The sequence below is a fragment of the Microbacterium sp. YJN-G genome, assembly GCF_015040615.1.
Lineage (GTDB): Bacteria > Actinomycetota > Actinomycetes > Actinomycetales > Microbacteriaceae > Microbacterium.
Map to the genome: position 1 here is coordinate 1,340,872 of NZ_CP060402.1, position 16,520 is coordinate 1,357,391.

Below are 16,520 nucleotides of genomic sequence, written 5' to 3' on the forward strand. Positions count from 1 at the left end.
CGGTGACCCGGCATCCGCGCCCGAGGCCCGGAATCGTGCGGTGGACGCGCGATTCCGGGCCTCTTCGCATCCAGCGTGACCAAACCGTTACGAGAACTTGCTCCCCGGCCCGCCGCCGCGGTCACCGGCACCGAGAACGTCGCCTACCCTCTAAATACACGGGGGTTCGGCCTAGGGATCATCGGTCCATGGGGGTAGAGGATGAGGTTGTTCGGCACAGGCGCAGCCGACGGACAGCCGCGCGCCGGAGAGCTTCTCGACACGCACCCCTCCGCGCCCATCCCGGTCATCGGGCCGGGCGTCGGCGAGTCGATCCGGGTGCCGCTGGGGGAGACCGGGCTGTCGGTCTTTCCCCTGATGCTCGGCGCCGCGGAGTTCGGCTGGAACGTCGATCAGCAGACGAGCAACGCCCTGCTGGATCGCTACGTCGAGTTCGGCGGCAACGCCGTGCACACCGCCGACGGCTTCTCGGGCGGGCGCAGCGAGCACATCATCGGCCAGTGGCTGCGGGCCAGCGGTCACCGCGACCGAGTCGTGCTCAGCGTGCGGATCGGCACGCACGCCGACAACCCCGGTCTGGGCTCGGTGAACCTCGTGCGGGCCGTGGAGGGCTCGCTCATCCGGCTCGGCATCGACCGGATCGACGTGCTCTACCTCGACGCCTCGATCGACGGCGGTGCCGTGCTCGAGGACACGCTCGCGACCGTCGAGTGGCTGCGTGAGGCGGGGAAGATCGCCTCGGTCGGTGCGTTCCGCTTCAGCCCTGAGCGACTGGTCGAGGCGCGCATCCTGGCATCCGCCGGCTATCCGCGGATCGAGGTGCTCGACGAGCCGTACAACCTCGTGCGCCGTGACGAGTTCGAGGGCGACCTGCGTCTGGTCGCCGCGGCGCAGAGCCTGGCCGTCACGCCGTCGCACGCTCTCGAGCACGGGTTCCTCTCCGGGCGGCACCGCACGAAGTCGTCGGCTGCGGGCGTGCGCGGTCAGCAGATGCGCAACCATCTCAACCGTCGCGGCATCCGCGTGCTGCGGGCGCTCGACCTCATCGCCGACGAGCTGAGCGTCCCGGTCGCGGCCGTGTCGATCGCCTGGCTGCTCGCCCAGCGCACCGTCGTCGCCCCGATCGTGAACGCGTTTGCCGTCGATCACATCGACGAGCTCGTGCAGGGGGCGGGCATCACCCTCACCCGCACCCAGATCGCCGAGCTCACCCGCGCGAGCGGATGAGCGTGCGAACCGCGACCGTGTGACGCGGCGCGCCACCGTGTCGGTGCGGTGACCTAAGCTGGAGGTGCCCCGACGCGGTGGCATGGAGTGAGCAGGGTTGTGACGCATTACATTTATCTGGTCAGACACGGAGAACATCAGGACGCCGAGCACGGCGTGGATGACGGACCCCTCTCGCCGCGAGGGCAGCGCCAGGCAGAGCTCATCGCCGACCGCCTCTCGGGCCTTCCGCTCGACGCGGTCTGGCACTCGCCGCTGCTGCGCGCCGCCGAGACCGCCCGCGCGGTCGCGGCCCGGCTTCCCGCAGTCGACCCCGAGCCTTCGGCTCTGCTGTTCGACTGCGTGCCCAGCGGCATGACCGACGAGACCCCGGCGGCGTACGAGTCGTTCTTCGGTTCGGTGAGCGACGCCGAGATCGAGGCGGGTTCGGCGCAGATGACGGATGCCGTCGGCGAGTTCCTGCGCCGGCGCAACGGCGACGTGCACGAGGTGCTGATCACCCACAACTTCGTGATCTCGTGGTTCGTCCGTGAGGTTCTGGGAGCCCCCGCCTGGCGGTGGATGACGCTGAATCAGGCGCACTGCGGGCTGACGGTGATCGCGCAGAAGCAGGGCCGGCCCTGGACGCTGCTCAGCCACAACGACCTCGGCCACCTGCCGATGGAGCTGCGCACCGGACTGCCCGAGGGCGCCCTGGTCTGAGGCGCTGGGCTGAGGCGAGCCCTGGGCTGAGGCGAGCCCTGGTCTGAGGCGAGCACCGGTCTGAGTGGAGCACCGCTCTGAGCGCGCCGCGCCCGTCACGCGACCGGCCGGTGGCATGCGCGAACCTAGACTGGAGACATGACCACTCAGGTTGCCCTCGTCGGCGGATCAGGCAAGCTCGGACGGATCATCCATGCGGTGATCGATGAGCTCGACGGCTTCGAGGTGCGCAATGTGCTCGGCTCGGCGAGCGATCTGAGCGAGCTCGACGGCGCCGATCTGATCGTGGACGCCTCCACCCCCGCGGTGAGCATCGAGGTCGTGCGGGCTGCGCTGCAGCGCGGCATCAACGTACTGGTCGGCACCTCGGGCTGGTCGCAGGAGCGCATCTCGCTGGTCCGTCCGCTCGTGACCGACGGCGAGACGGGCGTGGTGTTCATCCCGAACTTCTCACTGGGCTCCGCCCTGGGCACGGCGCTGGCCGCAGCGGCCGCGCCGTTCTTCCCCTTCGCCGAGATCGTCGAGGCCCACCGCGATTCGAAGATCGACTCGCCCAGCGGCACGGCGGTGCGCACGGCCGAGCTCATGACCGAGGCGCGCACCGGGCAGGGTCCCTTCCACGCGCCGCACGTCGATCAGCGGGCGCGCGGGCAGCAGGTGGCGGGCATCCCGGTGCACTCCCTGCGCCGCCCCGGCGTGATCGCGCGTCAGGAGGCCATCCTGTCCGGCGCGGGGGAGTCCCTCTCGATCGTGCACGACACCGTCGACTCCGCGGCGGCTTACGCGCCCGGCATCCGCCTCGCCCTGCCGTTCGCGCGCGATGCGCGCGGCGTGGTCGTGGGCCTCGAGAACATCATCGACATCGGCATCCGGACCCGATCGTGACCTCGCGCATCGGCGTCGTCGTCATGGGCGCCGCCCTGTTCCTGTATCTCGCGGTCGCCGTGTGGCTCGGCGTGATGTTCTTCGCCGTCGGCACGCCCGTCTCGATCGGGATGGGGATCGCACTGGTCATCATCGCGCCGATCGGCGCCTGGGCGCTGCTGCGCGAGCTGCTGTTCGGGTTCTCGGCCGATCGGCTCGGCCGCATCCTCGACGGTGAGGGCGGGATGCCGGAGGCTCCGGCCGAGCTGACGCCGAGCGGGCGGCTGCGACGTGAGGACGTCGAGCCGATGATCGCCGAGTACGGCTCGGCATCCGAAGCGGCGGCCGATGACTGGCGCGCCCGCTACCGGCTGGGCGTCGTGCAGGATGCCGCCGGACGACGCAAGGATGCCAGGGCCAGCATCCGCGAGGCCATCCGGCTCTCACGCACCCGGCCCTGACCTCCGCGGTCAGGCCAGGCTGGCCTCGAGCGTGATCTCGATGCCGGCGAGCGCCTGCGAGACAGGGCAGCCCGTCTTGGCCTCCTCGGCGATCTCCTGGAACCGCTCAGCGGTGATGCCGGGGACGGTGGCGTTGACGTTGAGGTGGCTGCCGGTGATACCGGTGCCGGGCTTGAACGTGACGGACGCCGAGGTGTTCACGCGCTCGGGCGGGGTGCCGTTCTCGGCCAGCGCGTGAGAGAACGCCATGCTGAAGCACGAGGCGTGCGCGGCGGCGATGAGCTCCTCAGGCGTGGTGATCGTCTCGGAGCCCTCGGCGCGCGCCTTCCAGTCGATGGGGAAGGTGCCGAGGTTCGAGGTCGAGAACGCGACGGTGCCCGACCCCTCCATGAGGGATCCGGTCCAGGTGGTGGCGGCTTCGCTGGTGACGGGCATGGTTCCTCCAGTGGTCGGATCTCGCAGGGCGCGCGCGGTGTTCGCGTCGCCCCGCAAGCCTACCCAGGAGAGTGCTCCGGCGGTACCGGCCGGCCGTTCAGGCCGGGGTGCGTGGTCGCCGTGACGTCAGACGGCGCGGGGTCTGCGTCCGAGCACTCCGGCGCGCTGCAGCAGCAGGTAGAGCTGGCAGCCGAGGCAGAAGCCGAAGGCGGCGTTGAGGAAGGCCGCGATGAAGGCCGCCGCCGTGGCGATGGGCAGCGCCAGCGGCACGCCGGCCAGGTGCAGCACGAGGCCGGCCGAGACGACGAGCAGTCCGACGCCCTGCGCGAAGCGCGGCGGACGCGGGTCCTCCAGCTCGGCGGGCGGCGCGAGCCGCGGGCGGACCGCACGGCGGAACAGCACGCTCCACGGCGAGGTCGTGGGCGAGAGCACGCTCCACAGGAACAGCAGCGCGATCACGACCGTGAGCAGGAACGCCGGGTCGAGCACGCGCAGTCCGATCGGCGACCCGGGAAGGGTCCACGCGCCCCAGGAGGCGTCGGCGAGCGGCTGGTAGGCGAACCAGCCGAACAAGGCCGGCCCGGTGTTCGCCGACGGCCCGGTGAGCCCCAGGAAGGTCGCCACCAGCAGCAGCGCCGAGGTGATCCAGGCGGCGAAGCGCGGTCCGCGCGGGTCGATGCCGCGGGGCGCGTGCGGAGTGTTCTCTGCGGTCATGATGCCTCCTGAAGCGCGGACAGCTCCGACAGCGCGGTCTCGACGTCGATGCGCCGCGGCACGCCGTTGAACCGCGCATGCAGGGTCGAGCCGGAGTCGATGACGAACGTCGTCGGGGTGCTGAGCACGTGGTGACGGCGGGCGAGGTCCGGGCGGTGGGTGAGGTCGACCTCGACGAGGTCGACCGGGGGCAGCGCATCCGCCACGCTTCGCAGCATCCGGCGCACCTGCGGGCAGCGCGCGCAGGTCTCGGTGGTGAACTGCACCAGGGTGATGCGGCCGGCGGCGACGCCCAGCTCGGACAGGTCGACGTCGCCCGAGACACGCCGGCGACGCCCGTCGAGCACCCGCCAGATCACGCCGGCGATGCCGGCGACCGCGACGAGCGCGGCGACGGCGATCAGGGCGGATGCGGTGGTCACGATCCCACGATAAGACGCGGCGGATGCCCGTAGGCCGGATGTGACCGCGGATGACGCGACCGCCGTCATCCCGATGTCCTCGCGGACCGCCCGAGGGGCTGCGCCGCAGGTATCCTTGCTGGCATGAGCGAAGCCGTCCCCACGCCGTACGAAGATCTGCTCCGCGACGTGCTCGAGCACGGCACCCACAAGGACGACCGCACCGGCACCGGAACCACGAGCGTGTTCGGGCGTCAGATCCGCTTCGACCTGTCGCAGGGCTTCCCGCTGATCACGACCAAGCGGGTGCACTTCAAGTCCATCGCCTACGAGCTGCTGTGGTTCCTGCGCGGGGATTCGAACGTGCGCTGGCTGCAGGAGAACGGCGTGAGCATCTGGGACGAATGGGCCGACGCCGAGGGCGACCTGGGCCCGGTGTACGGCGTGCAGTGGCGTTCGTGGCCCACCCCGGACGGCGGCAGCATCGACCAGCTCTCGCAGGTGATCGAGCAGATCCGCCAGACCCCCGACTCGAGGCGCCTGATCGTGTCGGCCTGGAACCCTGCCGACATCCCCGACATGGCCCTCGCCCCGTGCCACGCGATGTTCCAGTTCTACGTCGCCGACGGCCGGCTGTCGTGCCAGCTCTACCAGCGCAGCGCCGACCTGTTCCTCGGCGTTCCCTTCAACATCGCCTCGTACGCCCTGCTCACCCTCATGGTCGCGCAACAGACCGGACTGGAACCGGGCGACTTCGTGTGGACCGGCGGTGACTGCCACATCTACGACAACCACGTCGAGCAGGTGCGCGAGCAGCTGAGCCGCGACCCCTACCCGTACCCGACGCTGCGCATCACCCGCACCCCGGAGTCGATCCTCGACTACCGCTACGAGGACTTCGCGGTCGAGGACTACCAGCACCACCCGGCGATCCGCGCGGCGGTCGCCGTATGACCTGGGTGGGCCTGATCTGGGCCGAGGCCGCCGACGGCGTGATCGGTGCATCCGGAGGGATGCCGTGGCACGTGCCCGAGGATCTCGCCCACTTCAAGGAGGTCACCCTCGGCGCGCCCGTCATCATGGGCCGGCGCACCTGGGACTCGCTTCCGGAGCGGTTCCGGCCGCTGCCGGGCCGCGAGAACATCGTCATCACCCGTCAGCAGGACTGGGCCGCCGACGGCGTACGACGGGCGGCTGACGTCGCCGAGGCCGTGCGCGGGCTCGAACGGGTGTGGATCATCGGCGGATCCGACATCTTCCGCCAGGTGATCGGCCAGGCCGACCGCCTCGAGGTCACCGAACTCGACCTGAAGGTCGACGGGGACGCATTCGCGCCGCCGCGCACGGGCTGGCACCTCGTGCGCGAGGGGGAGTGGCAGACCTCGCGCACCGGCATCCGCCACCGCTTCCTGAGCTACGAGCGCTGATGCCCGTCGCACTCATCACCGGAGCCAGCGCCGGCCTCGGCGCCGAGTTCGCCCGGCAGCTCGCCGTCAAGGGCGCCGACCTCGTGCTCGTCGCACGCACGACCACGACCCTGGACGGGCTGGCCGAGGAACTGCGCACCCGTCACGGCGTGGACGTGCAGGTGATCGTCGCCGACCTCTCGGTCGAGGCCGACGTCGAGCGCGTCGCCGCACGGATCGCCCTCCCGGGGCATCCGATCGATCTGCTCATCAACAACGCCGGATTCGGGCTGCCGCTGCACTTCGCCGACAACGACCTCGACGACGAGATCCGTCACCTGCGGGTGCACGTCGAGGCGCCGATGCGCCTCATGCACGCCGCGATCCGCTCGATGCGCGGGAGGGGCGGGCGGATCATCAACGTCGCCTCGGTCGCCGGATTCATCTCACGCTCGACCTACTCCGCCTGCAAGGCCTGGCTGATCGGCTTCAGCCGCTGGGCGAACATCGAGTACGCGCGCGACGGCATCACCATCACCGCGCTCTGCCCTGGTTTCACGCACACCAGCTTCCACGAGCGGATGGGACTGGCGCCCGGACACGAGGGGGTGCCGTCGTTCATGTGGCTCGAGGCCCGTGACGTGGTGCGGGAAGGGCTGCGGGATGCCGCGCGCGGCCGGGCCGTGTCGATCCCCTCGCTGCGCTACAGGGCGATCGTGGGCCTCACCCGCATCCTGCCCCGATCGCTCACGGCCGGCGTCGCCCGTCGCGGCCGCGTCTGAGTGGCGGCGGAGGGCACGGGGAGCGCCGCCGCCGGCGCCGTCGGCGGCGTATGAACAGCGGCCCGACGCGATACCCTGAGTGCATGACGCACTCGGACAATCCCTTCGGACAGGTTCTCGTCGCGCTGGTCACTCCCATGACCGCCGACGGCGAAGTGGACTGGCCCGCGGTCGAGAAGCACCTGGACCGCGTCATCAGCGACGGCGCCGACGGCATCGTCGTCACCGGCACCACCGGTGAGACCTCGACCCTCACGGATGCCGAGAAGCTGCGCCTCGTCGAGGTGGGCAAGGACGTCTCGGCCGGCCGCGCGAAGATCATCACCGGCGGCGGCTCGAACGAGACCGCGCACGCCATCGAGCTGTACAAGGCCAGCGAGAAGGCCGGCGCCGACGGCATCATGATCGTCACGCCGTACTACAACAAGCCCACGCAGGCCGGCATCCTGACGCACTTCCGCCTCGTCGCCGACGCCACCGACCTGCCGGTGATCCTCTACGACATCCCCGGCCGCACCGGCGTGCCGATCAAGTACGAGACGATCCTGCGCCTGGCGAAGCACCCGAACATCCTCGCCGTCAAGGACGCCAAGGGCGACTTCTCCGAGGTCAGCCGGGTGCTCAACCAGACCGACCTGATGTACTTCTCCGGCGACGACGCGAACGTCCTGCCGCACCTGGCCATCGGCGCCACCGGCATGATCGGCGTCACCGCGAACATCACCTCGGCGCCGTACCGCACGATCGTGGATGCCGTGAACCGCGGCGACCTGAAGACCGCCACCGCCGAGCACCAGCGCCTCGAGCCGCTGGTGCGCGCGGTGATGACGCACGTGCCAGGCACCGTCTCGGCGAAGTACATCCTGCACGGGCTCGGACGCATCGGCAGCCCGCGCGTGCGTCTGCCGCTGGTCGGCCCCGAGGAATGGGAGGCCGCGATCATCGAGGACGAGCTGGCGCTGGTCACCGGTGTTCCGGGCGCCGACTTCTCGAACTTCCGTCCCGACCGCAACGCCGCCGCCGGCGGCGCGCTGCCAAAGGTGCACGGCACCACACGATGAGCGCCGTCGCGCGCTGAAACGCCACGAACGGGCACGACGTGTCCGACTGAGGAGACGTCCATGACCATCCCCATCGCCGCCCCCGAGCCGCTCGCCGCAGGCACGCTCCGCGTGATCCCGCTCGGCGGTCTCGGCGAGGTCGGCCGCAACATGACCATCTTCGAGTTCGAGGGCAAGATCCTCATCGTCGACTGCGGCGTGCTCTTCCCCGAGGAGCACCAGCCGGGCGTGGATCTGATCCTGCCCGACTTCGAGCCGATCAAGCACCGCCTCGACGACATCGTGGGCGTCGTGCTCACGCACGGACACGAGGACCACATCGGCGCGGTGCCGTACCTGCTGCGGCTGAAGAGCGACATCCCGCTGATCGGCTCCGGTCTGACACTGGCGCTGGTGGAGGCGAAGCTCAAGGAGCACCGCATCCGTCCGTTCACCCTCACCGTGAAGGAGGGGCAGCAGGAGCGCGTCGGTCCGTTCGACCTCGAGTTCGTGGCGGTCAACCACTCCATCCCCGACGCCCTCGCCGTGGCGATCCGCACGCCCGCGGGCATGGTGCTGGCCACCGGCGACTTCAAGATGGACCAGCTGCCGCTGGACGGGCGCATCACCGACCTGCGGGCGTTCGCCCGGCTGGGCGAAGAGGGCGTGGACCTGTTCCTCGTCGACTCGACCAACGCCGACGTGCCCGGCTTCACTCCCACCGAGCGGTCGATCGGGCCGGTGCTCGACCAGGTGATCGGGCGGGCTCCGCGCCGTGTCATCGTGGCGAGCTTCTCGAGCCACGTGCACCGCGTGCAGCAGGTCATCGACGCCGCCCACGCGCACGGTCGCAGGGTCGCGTTCCTCGGCCGCAGCATGGTGCGCAACATGACGATCGCCGAGCAGCTGGGCTATCTGAATGTGCCGGACAACGTGCTCATCGACTACAAGAAGGCGCGCGACCTGCCCGACGACAGGATCGTCTACATGTCGACCGGGTCGCAGGGCGAGCCGATGGCCGTGCTCAGCCGCATGGCCAACCTCGACCACGCCATCGAGCCGGGCGAGGGCGACACCGTCATCCTCGCCTCGAGCCTGATCCCGGGCAACGAGAACGCGGTCTACCGCGTGATCGACGGCCTCACCAGGCTCGGTGCGAACGTCGTGCACAAGGCCAACGCGAAGGTGCACGTCTCCGGTCACGCCGCTGCCGGCGAGCTGATCTACTGCTACAACATCCTGCAGCCGAAGAACGTGCTGCCCGTGCACGGCGAGTACCGGCACCTGATCGCGAACGCCAAGCTCGCGCAGGAGACCGGCATCCCCGAGGAGCGCACCTTCGTCGGCGGCAACGGCATGATCATCGACCTGCGCGACGGCGAGGCGCGCGTCGCCGGTCAGCTCGACATCGGCTTCGTGTACGTCGACGGCTCCACCGTCGGCGGCATCACCGACGCAGACCTCAAGGACCGCCGTATCCTCGGCGAGGAGGGTTTCGTCTCGGTCATCGTCGTGGTGGACTCGTCGACGGGTGAGATCATCTCGGGGCCCGAGATCCACGCCCGGGGCGTGGCGGAGGACGACTCCGTCTTCGACGACATCACCCCGAAGATCGTCGCGGCGCTGAAGGAGGCGGCCGGCAACGGCGTGCGCGACAACCACGCGCTGTCGCAGATCATCCGTCGCACGATCGGCCGCTGGGTGAACCAGAAGCTGCGTCGCCGTCCGATGATCGTGCCGCTGGTGATCGAGGCGTAGCAGGCGCCTTCTGAAGGCCCAATGCCGCGGAAACCCGCGTCATTGCGGCCGGATGTCGGTCGACGGCCGTACCGTGGAAGGCATGGCCAGGAGCACCACGAAGTCTGAGCGCGCGTCCGGCGCGCCCTCGTCGCGTCCGAAGCGGCAGGCGGCTCCTCGCTCGAGCGCGAAGGCCGCCCCCGCACCGAAGAAGTACGTCGACGACGCCGACAGGCCGCCCGTCGCGGTGCGCATGTGGCTCGGTCTCGCGCACGGTGTCGGCGGGCTGTTCCGCGCCTTCGGCCCCGAATCCCTCGAGAAGGATCAGCGCCGCGACGGATTCCCGTTCCTGCTCGTGCTGCTCGCCTGCGCCGGGGCAGTGGTCGAGTGGTTCTTCATCGGCGCCGACATCGCGCAGACGATCAGCGCCTTCACGTGGGGCGGCCTGATCGGCCGCGCCGCGTTCGTGCTGCCGGTGCTGCTGCTGCTGCTGGCCGGCTGGCTGTTCCGGCATCCGTCGTCGGTCCATGACAACGGACGCATCGGCATCGGCTTCGGCTTCTTCGTGCTCGCCCTCGCCGGGTTCTGCCATGTCGCAGCCGGTGCGGCGAACTCCGTCGGCGACGTGGTCCGCCCGCAGCCCCGGGACGGCATGCCCGCGCTCAGCGCGGCCGGCGGACTGTTCGGCTGGATGCTGGGGGAGCCGCTGGCCTTCCTCACCGTGGTCGTGGCGTACATCGTGCTCGGACTGCTGGCGGTGCTCAGCATCCTGATCCTGACCAAGACGCCGCCGAACCGCATCGGCGAGCGACTCGGCGACCTGTACGCGTGGATGTTCGGCGCGGAGCGGCCTCTGCGTGCCGCCGCCGTCGACGAGACGCCGCAGGACGGAGACGACGACAAGGACGACTCGCTGCCCTGGTGGCGCCGCAACAAGACCGGCCGTGAGGAGGACCCCGACGAGGGCACCGACTCGCAGGCAATCACGGCGCTGCTGGACGAAGCAGGCACTGAGTCCTCGGCCTACGAGCAGGCCGTCATCGTGGACGAGACGCCCTACGACGCGGCCACCGAGGTGCTCACCGACGTGAGCGCGATCACCGGCCTGCTCGACGAGAAGAACGCCACGGCGCTGCTCGACGACGACGGATCGACGGGCGAACTGCCCGGGCTCGACGGCTTCGGCACTGCCGGGCCCGGCGCGAGCGGCCCGCTGCCGCCCGCCGCGCCGTACGTGCTGCCGTCACCCGTCGTGCTCAAGGCCGGTCCGCCGCCCGTGGTCCGCTCGGATGCCACCGACCGCACCATCGAGCAGATCACCAGCGTGCTCGAGCAATTCAAGGTCGACGCCAAGGTCACCGGCTTCTCGCGCGGCCCGACGGTCACGCAGTACGAGGTCGAGGTCGGGCACGGCGTCAAGGTGGAGAAGATCCTGCAGCTGAGCAACAACTTCGCCTACGCGGTGGCATCCAACGATGTGCGCATCCTCTCGCCGATCCCCGGCAAGAGCGCCATCGGCATCGAGATCCCGAACGTCGACAAGGAGACGGTGGCGCTCGGCGACGTGCTGCGCTCTCCCGCGGCGCAGAAGAGCACGCACCCGCTGACGATCGGCGTCGGCAAGGACGTCGGCGGCAACATCGTCGTCGCCAACCTCGCCAAGATGCCGCACCTTCTCGTGGCAGGCTCCACCGGCTCGGGAAAGTCGAGCTTCGTGAACTCGATGATCACGAGCCTTCTCATGCGCGCTCGTCCCGCCGATGTGCGGATGGTGCTGATCGACCCCAAGCGCGTCGAGCTGACCAGCTACGCCGGCGTGCCGCACCTGATCACCCCCATCATCACGAACCCGAAGAAGGCCGCCGAGGCGCTGCAGTGGGTCGTGAAGGAGATGGACATGCGGTACGACGACCTCGCGTCGTTCGGCTTCCGCCACATCGACGACTTCAACAAGGCGGTCCGTGCGGGCGAGGTCGAGGTTCCCGTAGGCAGCGAGCGGGTGCTCAAGCCGTACCCATACCTGCTGGTCGTGGTCGACGAGCTCGCCGACCTGATGATGGTCGCGCCGCGCGACGTCGAGGACTCGATCGTGCGCATCACGCAGCTCGCTCGTGCCTCCGGCATCCACCTGGTGCTGGCGACCCAGCGACCCAGCGTCGACGTGGTCACCGGCCTCATCAAGGCCAACGTCCCCTCGCGTCTCGCATTCGCGGTCACGAGCGTCACCGACAGCCGCGTGATCCTGGATTCGCCGGGCGCCGACAAGCTCATCGGGCAGGGTGACGCGCTGTTCTCGCCGATGGGATCGTCCAAGCCGTTCCGGCTGCAGGGCGCCTGGGTCGACGAGAGCGAGATCCACGCGGTCGTCAAGCACGTCACCCAGCAGGCCCGCCCGGAGTACCGCCCGGATGTGCAGGAGTCCGCCGATGCGAAGAAGAAGGAAGTCGACGAGGACATCGGCGACGATCTCGAACTGCTGCTCGCGGCGGCCGAGCTGATCGTCTCATCGCAGTTCGGCTCGACCTCGATGCTGCAGCGCAAGCTGCGCGTCGGCTTCGCCAAGGCCGGGCGTCTGATGGACCTGCTCGAGTCCCGCGAGATCGTCGGCCCCTCCGAGGGGTCGAAGGCCCGCGACGTGCTGGTCACCAACGAGCAGCTTCCCGCGGTGCTCGCCAGGCTGCGCGGCGACGATGCGCCCAGCGCTCCCGCGCAGGCCGCTCCGCCCGCCCCGGCCGCACCCGCCGAACCCGACCGGTACGGTCAGGATCCGATCGAGCAGCAGTACCAGGGCCTGCCCGTCGTCGAGAGCGATGACGACGGTGACGAGGACGCCTGGGGTCTGACGGGCCGCGACTGATGGGCATCCCTCGCCAGCTTCCCAACGCGATCACGATCGCCCGCATCCCGCTCGCGATCGTCTTCTTCGTGCTGCTGCTGATCGCCGGCCCGGCCGGTGCCGGCGACCTGGCGATGCGCTGGGCTGCGGCCGTGCTGTTCATCGTGGCGATCTCGACCGACTGGGTCGACGGGTATCTCGCACGCCGGTACGACATCGTCAGCGACTTCGGCAAGCTGTGGGACCCGATCGCCGACAAGCTCCTCACCGGCTCCGGCTTCCTGGGTCTCGCGATCCTCGGCGAGGTGCCGTGGTGGATCGTCATCGTCATCCTCATCCGCGAGTGGGGCATCACGATCCACCGCTTCACGATCGTGCACGAGCACGTCGTCGCCGCGGCCTGGATGGGCAAGGTCAAGACCGTGGTGCAGGGCGTCGCGCTCAGCTGGGCGCTGCTGCCGCTTCACGTGTGGATCGGCGAGCAGGCGTGGTCGATCACGACCCTGGTGCTCATGCTCATCGCACTCGTACTCACCGTGGCCAGCGGCATCGATTACGTGCTGGCGCAGAGTCGCGGGCGACGGAGCAAGGCATGAGCGACGCGGCGCGTCTCGTCGCCGCGCTGCACGAACGCGGCTGGACCCTCGGCGTCGCCGAGTCGCTCACCGGCGGCGCAGTGGCATCCGAGATCGTGACCGTCCCCGGTGCATCGGCCGTGCTGTGGGGCGGGATCGTGGCCTACGCGACACCGGTCAAGCACACGCTGCTGGGCGTCGACGCCGCCCTGCTCGCGGAGCACGGCCCCGTGCATCCGGAGGTCGCGGTTCAGATGGCCGCGGGCGTGCGGCACGCGGTGCGGGTCGAGGGCCGGCCGGCCGACGTCGGGATCTCGACCACCGGGATCGCCGGTCCCGACTCACCGGACGGGCAGCCCGTCGGCACCGTGCACCTCGGCATCGTCACCCCGCTCGGGACGCGGACCTCATCGGCGGTCTTCGCCGGCTCGCGCGCCGAGATCCGACTGCAGGCGCGGGACGCGGCTCTCGCTCTCGCGCTGGCGGCGGTGCAGCACAGCGGCGGGGAATAGCGCCGTCCGGATGACGGTTGTCACAGATGTGCTCCACACACGACACACTGGAACGACCACGACACGATCCCTCACAACAGAAGCACAGCGAGAAACAGTAGATTCAGCGTCATCCAGTCGGGTTAGACTGGCGATCCACTCGGACCGAACTCCGGGGGAGTAGAGGAGAGGAGGTTCCGATGATCCTTGTCAGACAGGAGATCGGCGATGTGCTGCGGGACTTCCGCCTGCAGAAGGGGCGCACCCTCCGTCAGGTGGCGAGCAAGGCCTCCGTCGCCCTCGGCTACCTGAGCGAAGTCGAGCGCGGTCAGAAAGAGGCGTCCAGCGAGATCCTCGCCTCCGTGGCAGAGGCTCTCGACGTCCCCATCTCCACCATCATGCGCGAAGTCGGTGACCGCATCTCGGTGCTCGAGGGTCTGAGCACCTTCCCGGATGTCGTCCCCGACGACCTCGTGGCCTCTGTCGGGCCCGAGCTGTCGCTGCACTGAACGGCGCAGCGGCCGGATGAGACGCAGCGAGTTCCTGCGCGCCGTCGAAGACGAGTTCGGCGGTCGCGCGAACTCGATCACGCACGACCTCGTCCTCAGCGCCCTCGGATCGACCGCTCTCGAGGCGCTCGAAGCCGGCGTTCCGCCGCGCGACATCTGGCTCGCCGTATGCGACGAGACAGATGTCCCGGCGGGGCGCCGGTACGGCGTGGGCCGGCTGGAACCGCGCCGGCGCTGATCGACACTCGGACGCACGCGATGCGGCGTGTCGTCGAAGATGTGTTCGATGAGGGCGTATCGTTCTGCACAGATGGTTCAGATGCGACTCTCCTCCACAGAACGTGGCGCCGCCGACCCGATGTCGGTGGTGGCTTCTAACGTGATGGATGTGGCACCGGCCATACGCCTTGTCGCAGAGCGGACCCGCCCCGGGAACGCCGCGACAGCCTACAGGCGGCAGCATTCGAGACACTGAGGAGCACGTCATGCCATCCACCGATGACCGCGAGAAGGCCCTGGATTCCGCACTCGCACACATCGAACGCCAGTTCGGCAAGGGATCGATCATGCGACTGGGCAGCGACGAGCGCGCCCCCGTCGAGGTCATCCCCACCGGATCGATCGCCCTGGACGCCGCCCTCGGCATCGGCGGGCTGCCGCGCGGACGCATCATCGAGATCTACGGTCCGGAGTCCTCCGGTAAGACCACGCTCACCCTGCACGCGATCGCCAACGTGCAGCGCGCCGGCGGCATCGCGGCGTTCATCGACGCCGAGCACGCCCTCGACCCCGAGTACGCCAAGAAGCTGGGCGTCGACATCGACCAGCTGCTGGTGTCGCAGCCCGACACCGGTGAGCAGGCCCTCGAGATCGCCGACATGCTGATCCGCTCGGGTGCGATCGACCTCGTCGTCATCGACTCCGTCGCGGCCCTGGTGCCCGAGGCCGAGATCAAGGGTGAGATGGGCGACTCGCACGTCGGTCTGCAGGCGCGACTGATGTCGCAGGCGCTGCGAAAGCTCACCGGTGGGCTGAACCAGACCAAGACCACCGCGATCTTCATCAACCAGCTCCGTGAGAAGATCGGTGTCTTCTTCGGCTCGCCCGAGACCACCGCGGGTGGAAAGGCGCTGAAGTTCTACGCCTCGGTGCGACTCGACATCCGTCGCATCGAGACGCTGAAGGACGGTGCCGAGGCTGTCGGTAACCGCACCCGTGTCAAGGTCGTCAAGAACAAGATGGCCCCGCCGTTCAAGCAGGCCGAGTTCGACATCCTCTACGGCGTCGGCATCTCCCGCGAGGGCAGCCTGATCGACTACGGCGTGGAGCACGGCATCGTGAAGAAGTCCGGCTCCTGGTACACCTACGACGGCGACCAGCTCGGCCAGGGCAAGGAGAACGCCCGCAACTTCCTCATCAAGAACGACGACATCGCCGTGGCGATCGAGACGCAGATCAAGCAGAAGCTCGGCATCGGGGTCAAGGCCGAAGCCGAAGCCCCTGCCGACGAGCTCGCCGAGCGCCGCCCGGCCTGATGCTTCGACGTCGCTCAGCAACCGTGCTTCGACGTCGCTCAGCAACCGGGGTGAGCTATGCGTGACGGGGGCGAGGAGCACCTCGCCCCCGTCATCCCGCTCTTCGGCGGAACCCGGCGTCCCGCCGGGCCGGCCGATCAGGATGCCGGTGAGATGCCTCGGCGCACAGGGGACGAGGGCCTGTGGCGCTCGGCCCTGGTCGAGGGCGCACCTCGCCGCTCGGCCCAGGTTCCCCTGTCCGACGAGAAGACCGACGGGGAAGGTCCGGGTGACGAACCCGCGATCGACCCCGACGAACTCCGTCGCCGTGCCGAAGAGGTGCTGGTGCGCAAGCTGCGAAGCCGACAGCTCTCGGTGTCCGAGGCGCGGTCAGTCCTGCGGGAGAACGACGTCGACCGGGATGCGATCGAAGACATCCTCGACGAGTTCATGCACCGTGGCTATCTCGATGACCGCACGCTGGCATCCCTGCTGGTGACATCGGGGGTCGAGCGCAAGGGCCAGGGCCGCGTCGCCCTCTCGAGAGCCCTGTCGCAGCGCGGCATCCCTCGCGACGTCATCGACGACGCACTGGCCGAACTTCCCGACGACGACGCCGAACGCGCCCTCGAGTACGCGCGCAGCAAGGCACCGGGCATGAGCCGGCTGGAACCCGACACCGCACTGCGCCGCCTGCTGGGGCAGCTGGCACGCCGGGGATACGGCGGCTCGGTCGCGATGAACGCGGCCCGCACGGCGCTTCGCGAGGCCGGCAGCGGGCGCAGCGGCGTGCGCTTCGTGGACTCCGACTGACCGGCGGCCAATC

Annotated in this window: 19 protein-coding genes; 16 read left to right on the plus strand and 3 right to left on the minus strand. The window is 69.6% G+C overall.

Going from position 1 to position 16,520, the window contains the following annotated elements; all coding sequences use genetic code 11:
• Positions 1–201 precede the first annotated feature (201 nt).
• From H7694_RS06225 to H7694_RS06240, 4 genes are all read left to right on the plus strand, one after another.
• Positions 202–1,227, plus strand: a complete 1,026-nt coding sequence (locus H7694_RS06225) for an aldo/keto reductase (RefSeq protein WP_193598659.1) — start codon at positions 202–204, stop codon at positions 1,225–1,227.
• Between the two features lie 99 nt (positions 1,228–1,326).
• Complete coding sequence (locus tag H7694_RS06230; RefSeq protein WP_193598660.1) at positions 1,327–1,929, plus strand: histidine phosphatase family protein; 603 nt, start codon at positions 1,327–1,329, stop codon at positions 1,927–1,929.
• A 138-nt stretch (positions 1,930–2,067) separates the two neighbouring features.
• Positions 2,068–2,814, plus strand: a complete 747-nt coding sequence (gene dapB, locus H7694_RS06235) for a 4-hydroxy-tetrahydrodipicolinate reductase (protein WP_193598661.1) — start codon at positions 2,068–2,070, stop codon at positions 2,812–2,814.
• Positions 2,811–3,254 (plus strand): tetratricopeptide repeat protein, encoded by a 444-nt coding sequence (locus H7694_RS06240; protein WP_227468316.1) that lies wholly within the window; start codon positions 2,811–2,813, stop codon positions 3,252–3,254. Before dapB ends, H7694_RS06240 begins: the two co-directional genes overlap by 4 nt.
• Before the next feature lie 9 nt (positions 3,255–3,263).
• On the opposite strand, the gene H7694_RS06245 is transcribed toward H7694_RS06240, so the two are convergent.
• The 3 genes from H7694_RS06245 to H7694_RS06255 form a co-directional block, all read right to left on the minus strand.
• Positions 3,264–3,689, minus strand: coding sequence for an OsmC family peroxiredoxin (locus H7694_RS06245; protein WP_193598662.1), 426 nt, complete (start codon positions 3,687–3,689; stop codon positions 3,264–3,266).
• 126 nt (positions 3,690–3,815) lie between these two features.
• On the minus strand, positions 3,816–4,403 hold the full coding sequence (locus H7694_RS06250) for a DUF4395 domain-containing protein (protein WP_193598663.1): 588 nt from the start codon (positions 4,401–4,403) through the stop codon (positions 3,816–3,818).
• On the minus strand, positions 4,400–4,825 hold the full coding sequence (locus tag H7694_RS06255; protein ID WP_227468317.1) for a TlpA family protein disulfide reductase: 426 nt from the start codon (positions 4,823–4,825) through the stop codon (positions 4,400–4,402). The genes H7694_RS06250 and H7694_RS06255 overlap by 4 nt, the downstream gene beginning before the upstream one ends.
• A 123-nt stretch (positions 4,826–4,948) precedes the next feature.
• Here H7694_RS06255 and H7694_RS06260 point away from each other — a divergent pair, with 123 nt between their 5' ends.
• The 12 genes from H7694_RS06260 to H7694_RS06315 all read left to right on the plus strand — a co-directional run bounded on the left by H7694_RS06260 (position 4,949) and on the right by H7694_RS06315 (position 16,507).
• Positions 4,949–5,758, plus strand: a complete 810-nt coding sequence (locus H7694_RS06260) for a thymidylate synthase (protein WP_193598665.1) — start codon at positions 4,949–4,951, stop codon at positions 5,756–5,758.
• Positions 5,755–6,231 (plus strand): dihydrofolate reductase, encoded by a 477-nt coding sequence (locus H7694_RS06265; RefSeq protein WP_193598666.1) that lies wholly within the window; start codon positions 5,755–5,757, stop codon positions 6,229–6,231. The genes H7694_RS06260 and H7694_RS06265 overlap by 4 nt, the downstream gene beginning before the upstream one ends.
• The gene (locus H7694_RS06270) at positions 6,231–6,992 is read left to right on the plus strand and encodes an SDR family NAD(P)-dependent oxidoreductase (protein ID WP_193598667.1); all 762 of its coding nucleotides are present in this window, start codon (positions 6,231–6,233) and stop codon (positions 6,990–6,992) included. The genes H7694_RS06265 and H7694_RS06270 overlap by 1 nt, the downstream gene beginning before the upstream one ends.
• A gap of 83 nt (positions 6,993–7,075) precedes the next feature.
• Positions 7,076–8,053: a 4-hydroxy-tetrahydrodipicolinate synthase gene (gene dapA, locus H7694_RS06275; protein ID WP_193598668.1), complete on the plus strand. Its 978-nt coding sequence runs from the start codon at positions 7,076–7,078 to the stop codon at positions 8,051–8,053.
• Between the two features lie 60 nt (positions 8,054–8,113).
• Complete coding sequence (locus H7694_RS06280) at positions 8,114–9,790, plus strand: ribonuclease J (RefSeq protein ID WP_193598669.1); 1,677 nt, start codon at positions 8,114–8,116, stop codon at positions 9,788–9,790.
• A gap of 82 nt (positions 9,791–9,872) precedes the next feature.
• Complete coding sequence (locus H7694_RS06285; protein ID WP_193598670.1) at positions 9,873–12,626, plus strand: DNA translocase FtsK; 2,754 nt, start codon at positions 9,873–9,875, stop codon at positions 12,624–12,626.
• Entirely contained in the window at positions 12,626–13,201 is a 576-nt protein-coding gene (gene pgsA / locus H7694_RS06290; RefSeq protein ID WP_193598671.1) for a CDP-diacylglycerol--glycerol-3-phosphate 3-phosphatidyltransferase, read from the plus strand. The genes H7694_RS06285 and pgsA overlap by 1 nt, the downstream gene beginning before the upstream one ends.
• A complete protein-coding gene (locus tag H7694_RS06295) occupies positions 13,198–13,692 on the plus strand; it encodes a CinA family protein (RefSeq protein ID WP_193598672.1) in 495 nt (164 codons plus the stop codon). The genes pgsA and H7694_RS06295 overlap by 4 nt, the downstream gene beginning before the upstream one ends.
• A gap of 179 nt (positions 13,693–13,871) precedes the next feature.
• Positions 13,872–14,180 (plus strand): helix-turn-helix domain-containing protein, encoded by a 309-nt coding sequence (locus H7694_RS06300; protein WP_193598673.1) that lies wholly within the window; start codon positions 13,872–13,874, stop codon positions 14,178–14,180.
• Positions 14,181–14,196: 16 nt separating this feature from the next.
• Positions 14,197–14,418, plus strand: coding sequence for a DUF3046 domain-containing protein (locus H7694_RS06305; RefSeq protein WP_193598674.1), 222 nt, complete (start codon positions 14,197–14,199; stop codon positions 14,416–14,418).
• A gap of 247 nt (positions 14,419–14,665) precedes the next feature.
• Positions 14,666–15,715, plus strand: a complete 1,050-nt coding sequence (gene recA / locus H7694_RS06310; protein WP_193598675.1) for a recombinase RecA — start codon at positions 14,666–14,668, stop codon at positions 15,713–15,715.
• A gap of 57 nt (positions 15,716–15,772) precedes the next feature.
• Positions 15,773–16,507 (plus strand): regulatory protein RecX, encoded by a 735-nt coding sequence (locus H7694_RS06315; protein ID WP_193598676.1) that lies wholly within the window; start codon positions 15,773–15,775, stop codon positions 16,505–16,507.
• Positions 16,508–16,520 lie beyond the last annotated feature (13 nt).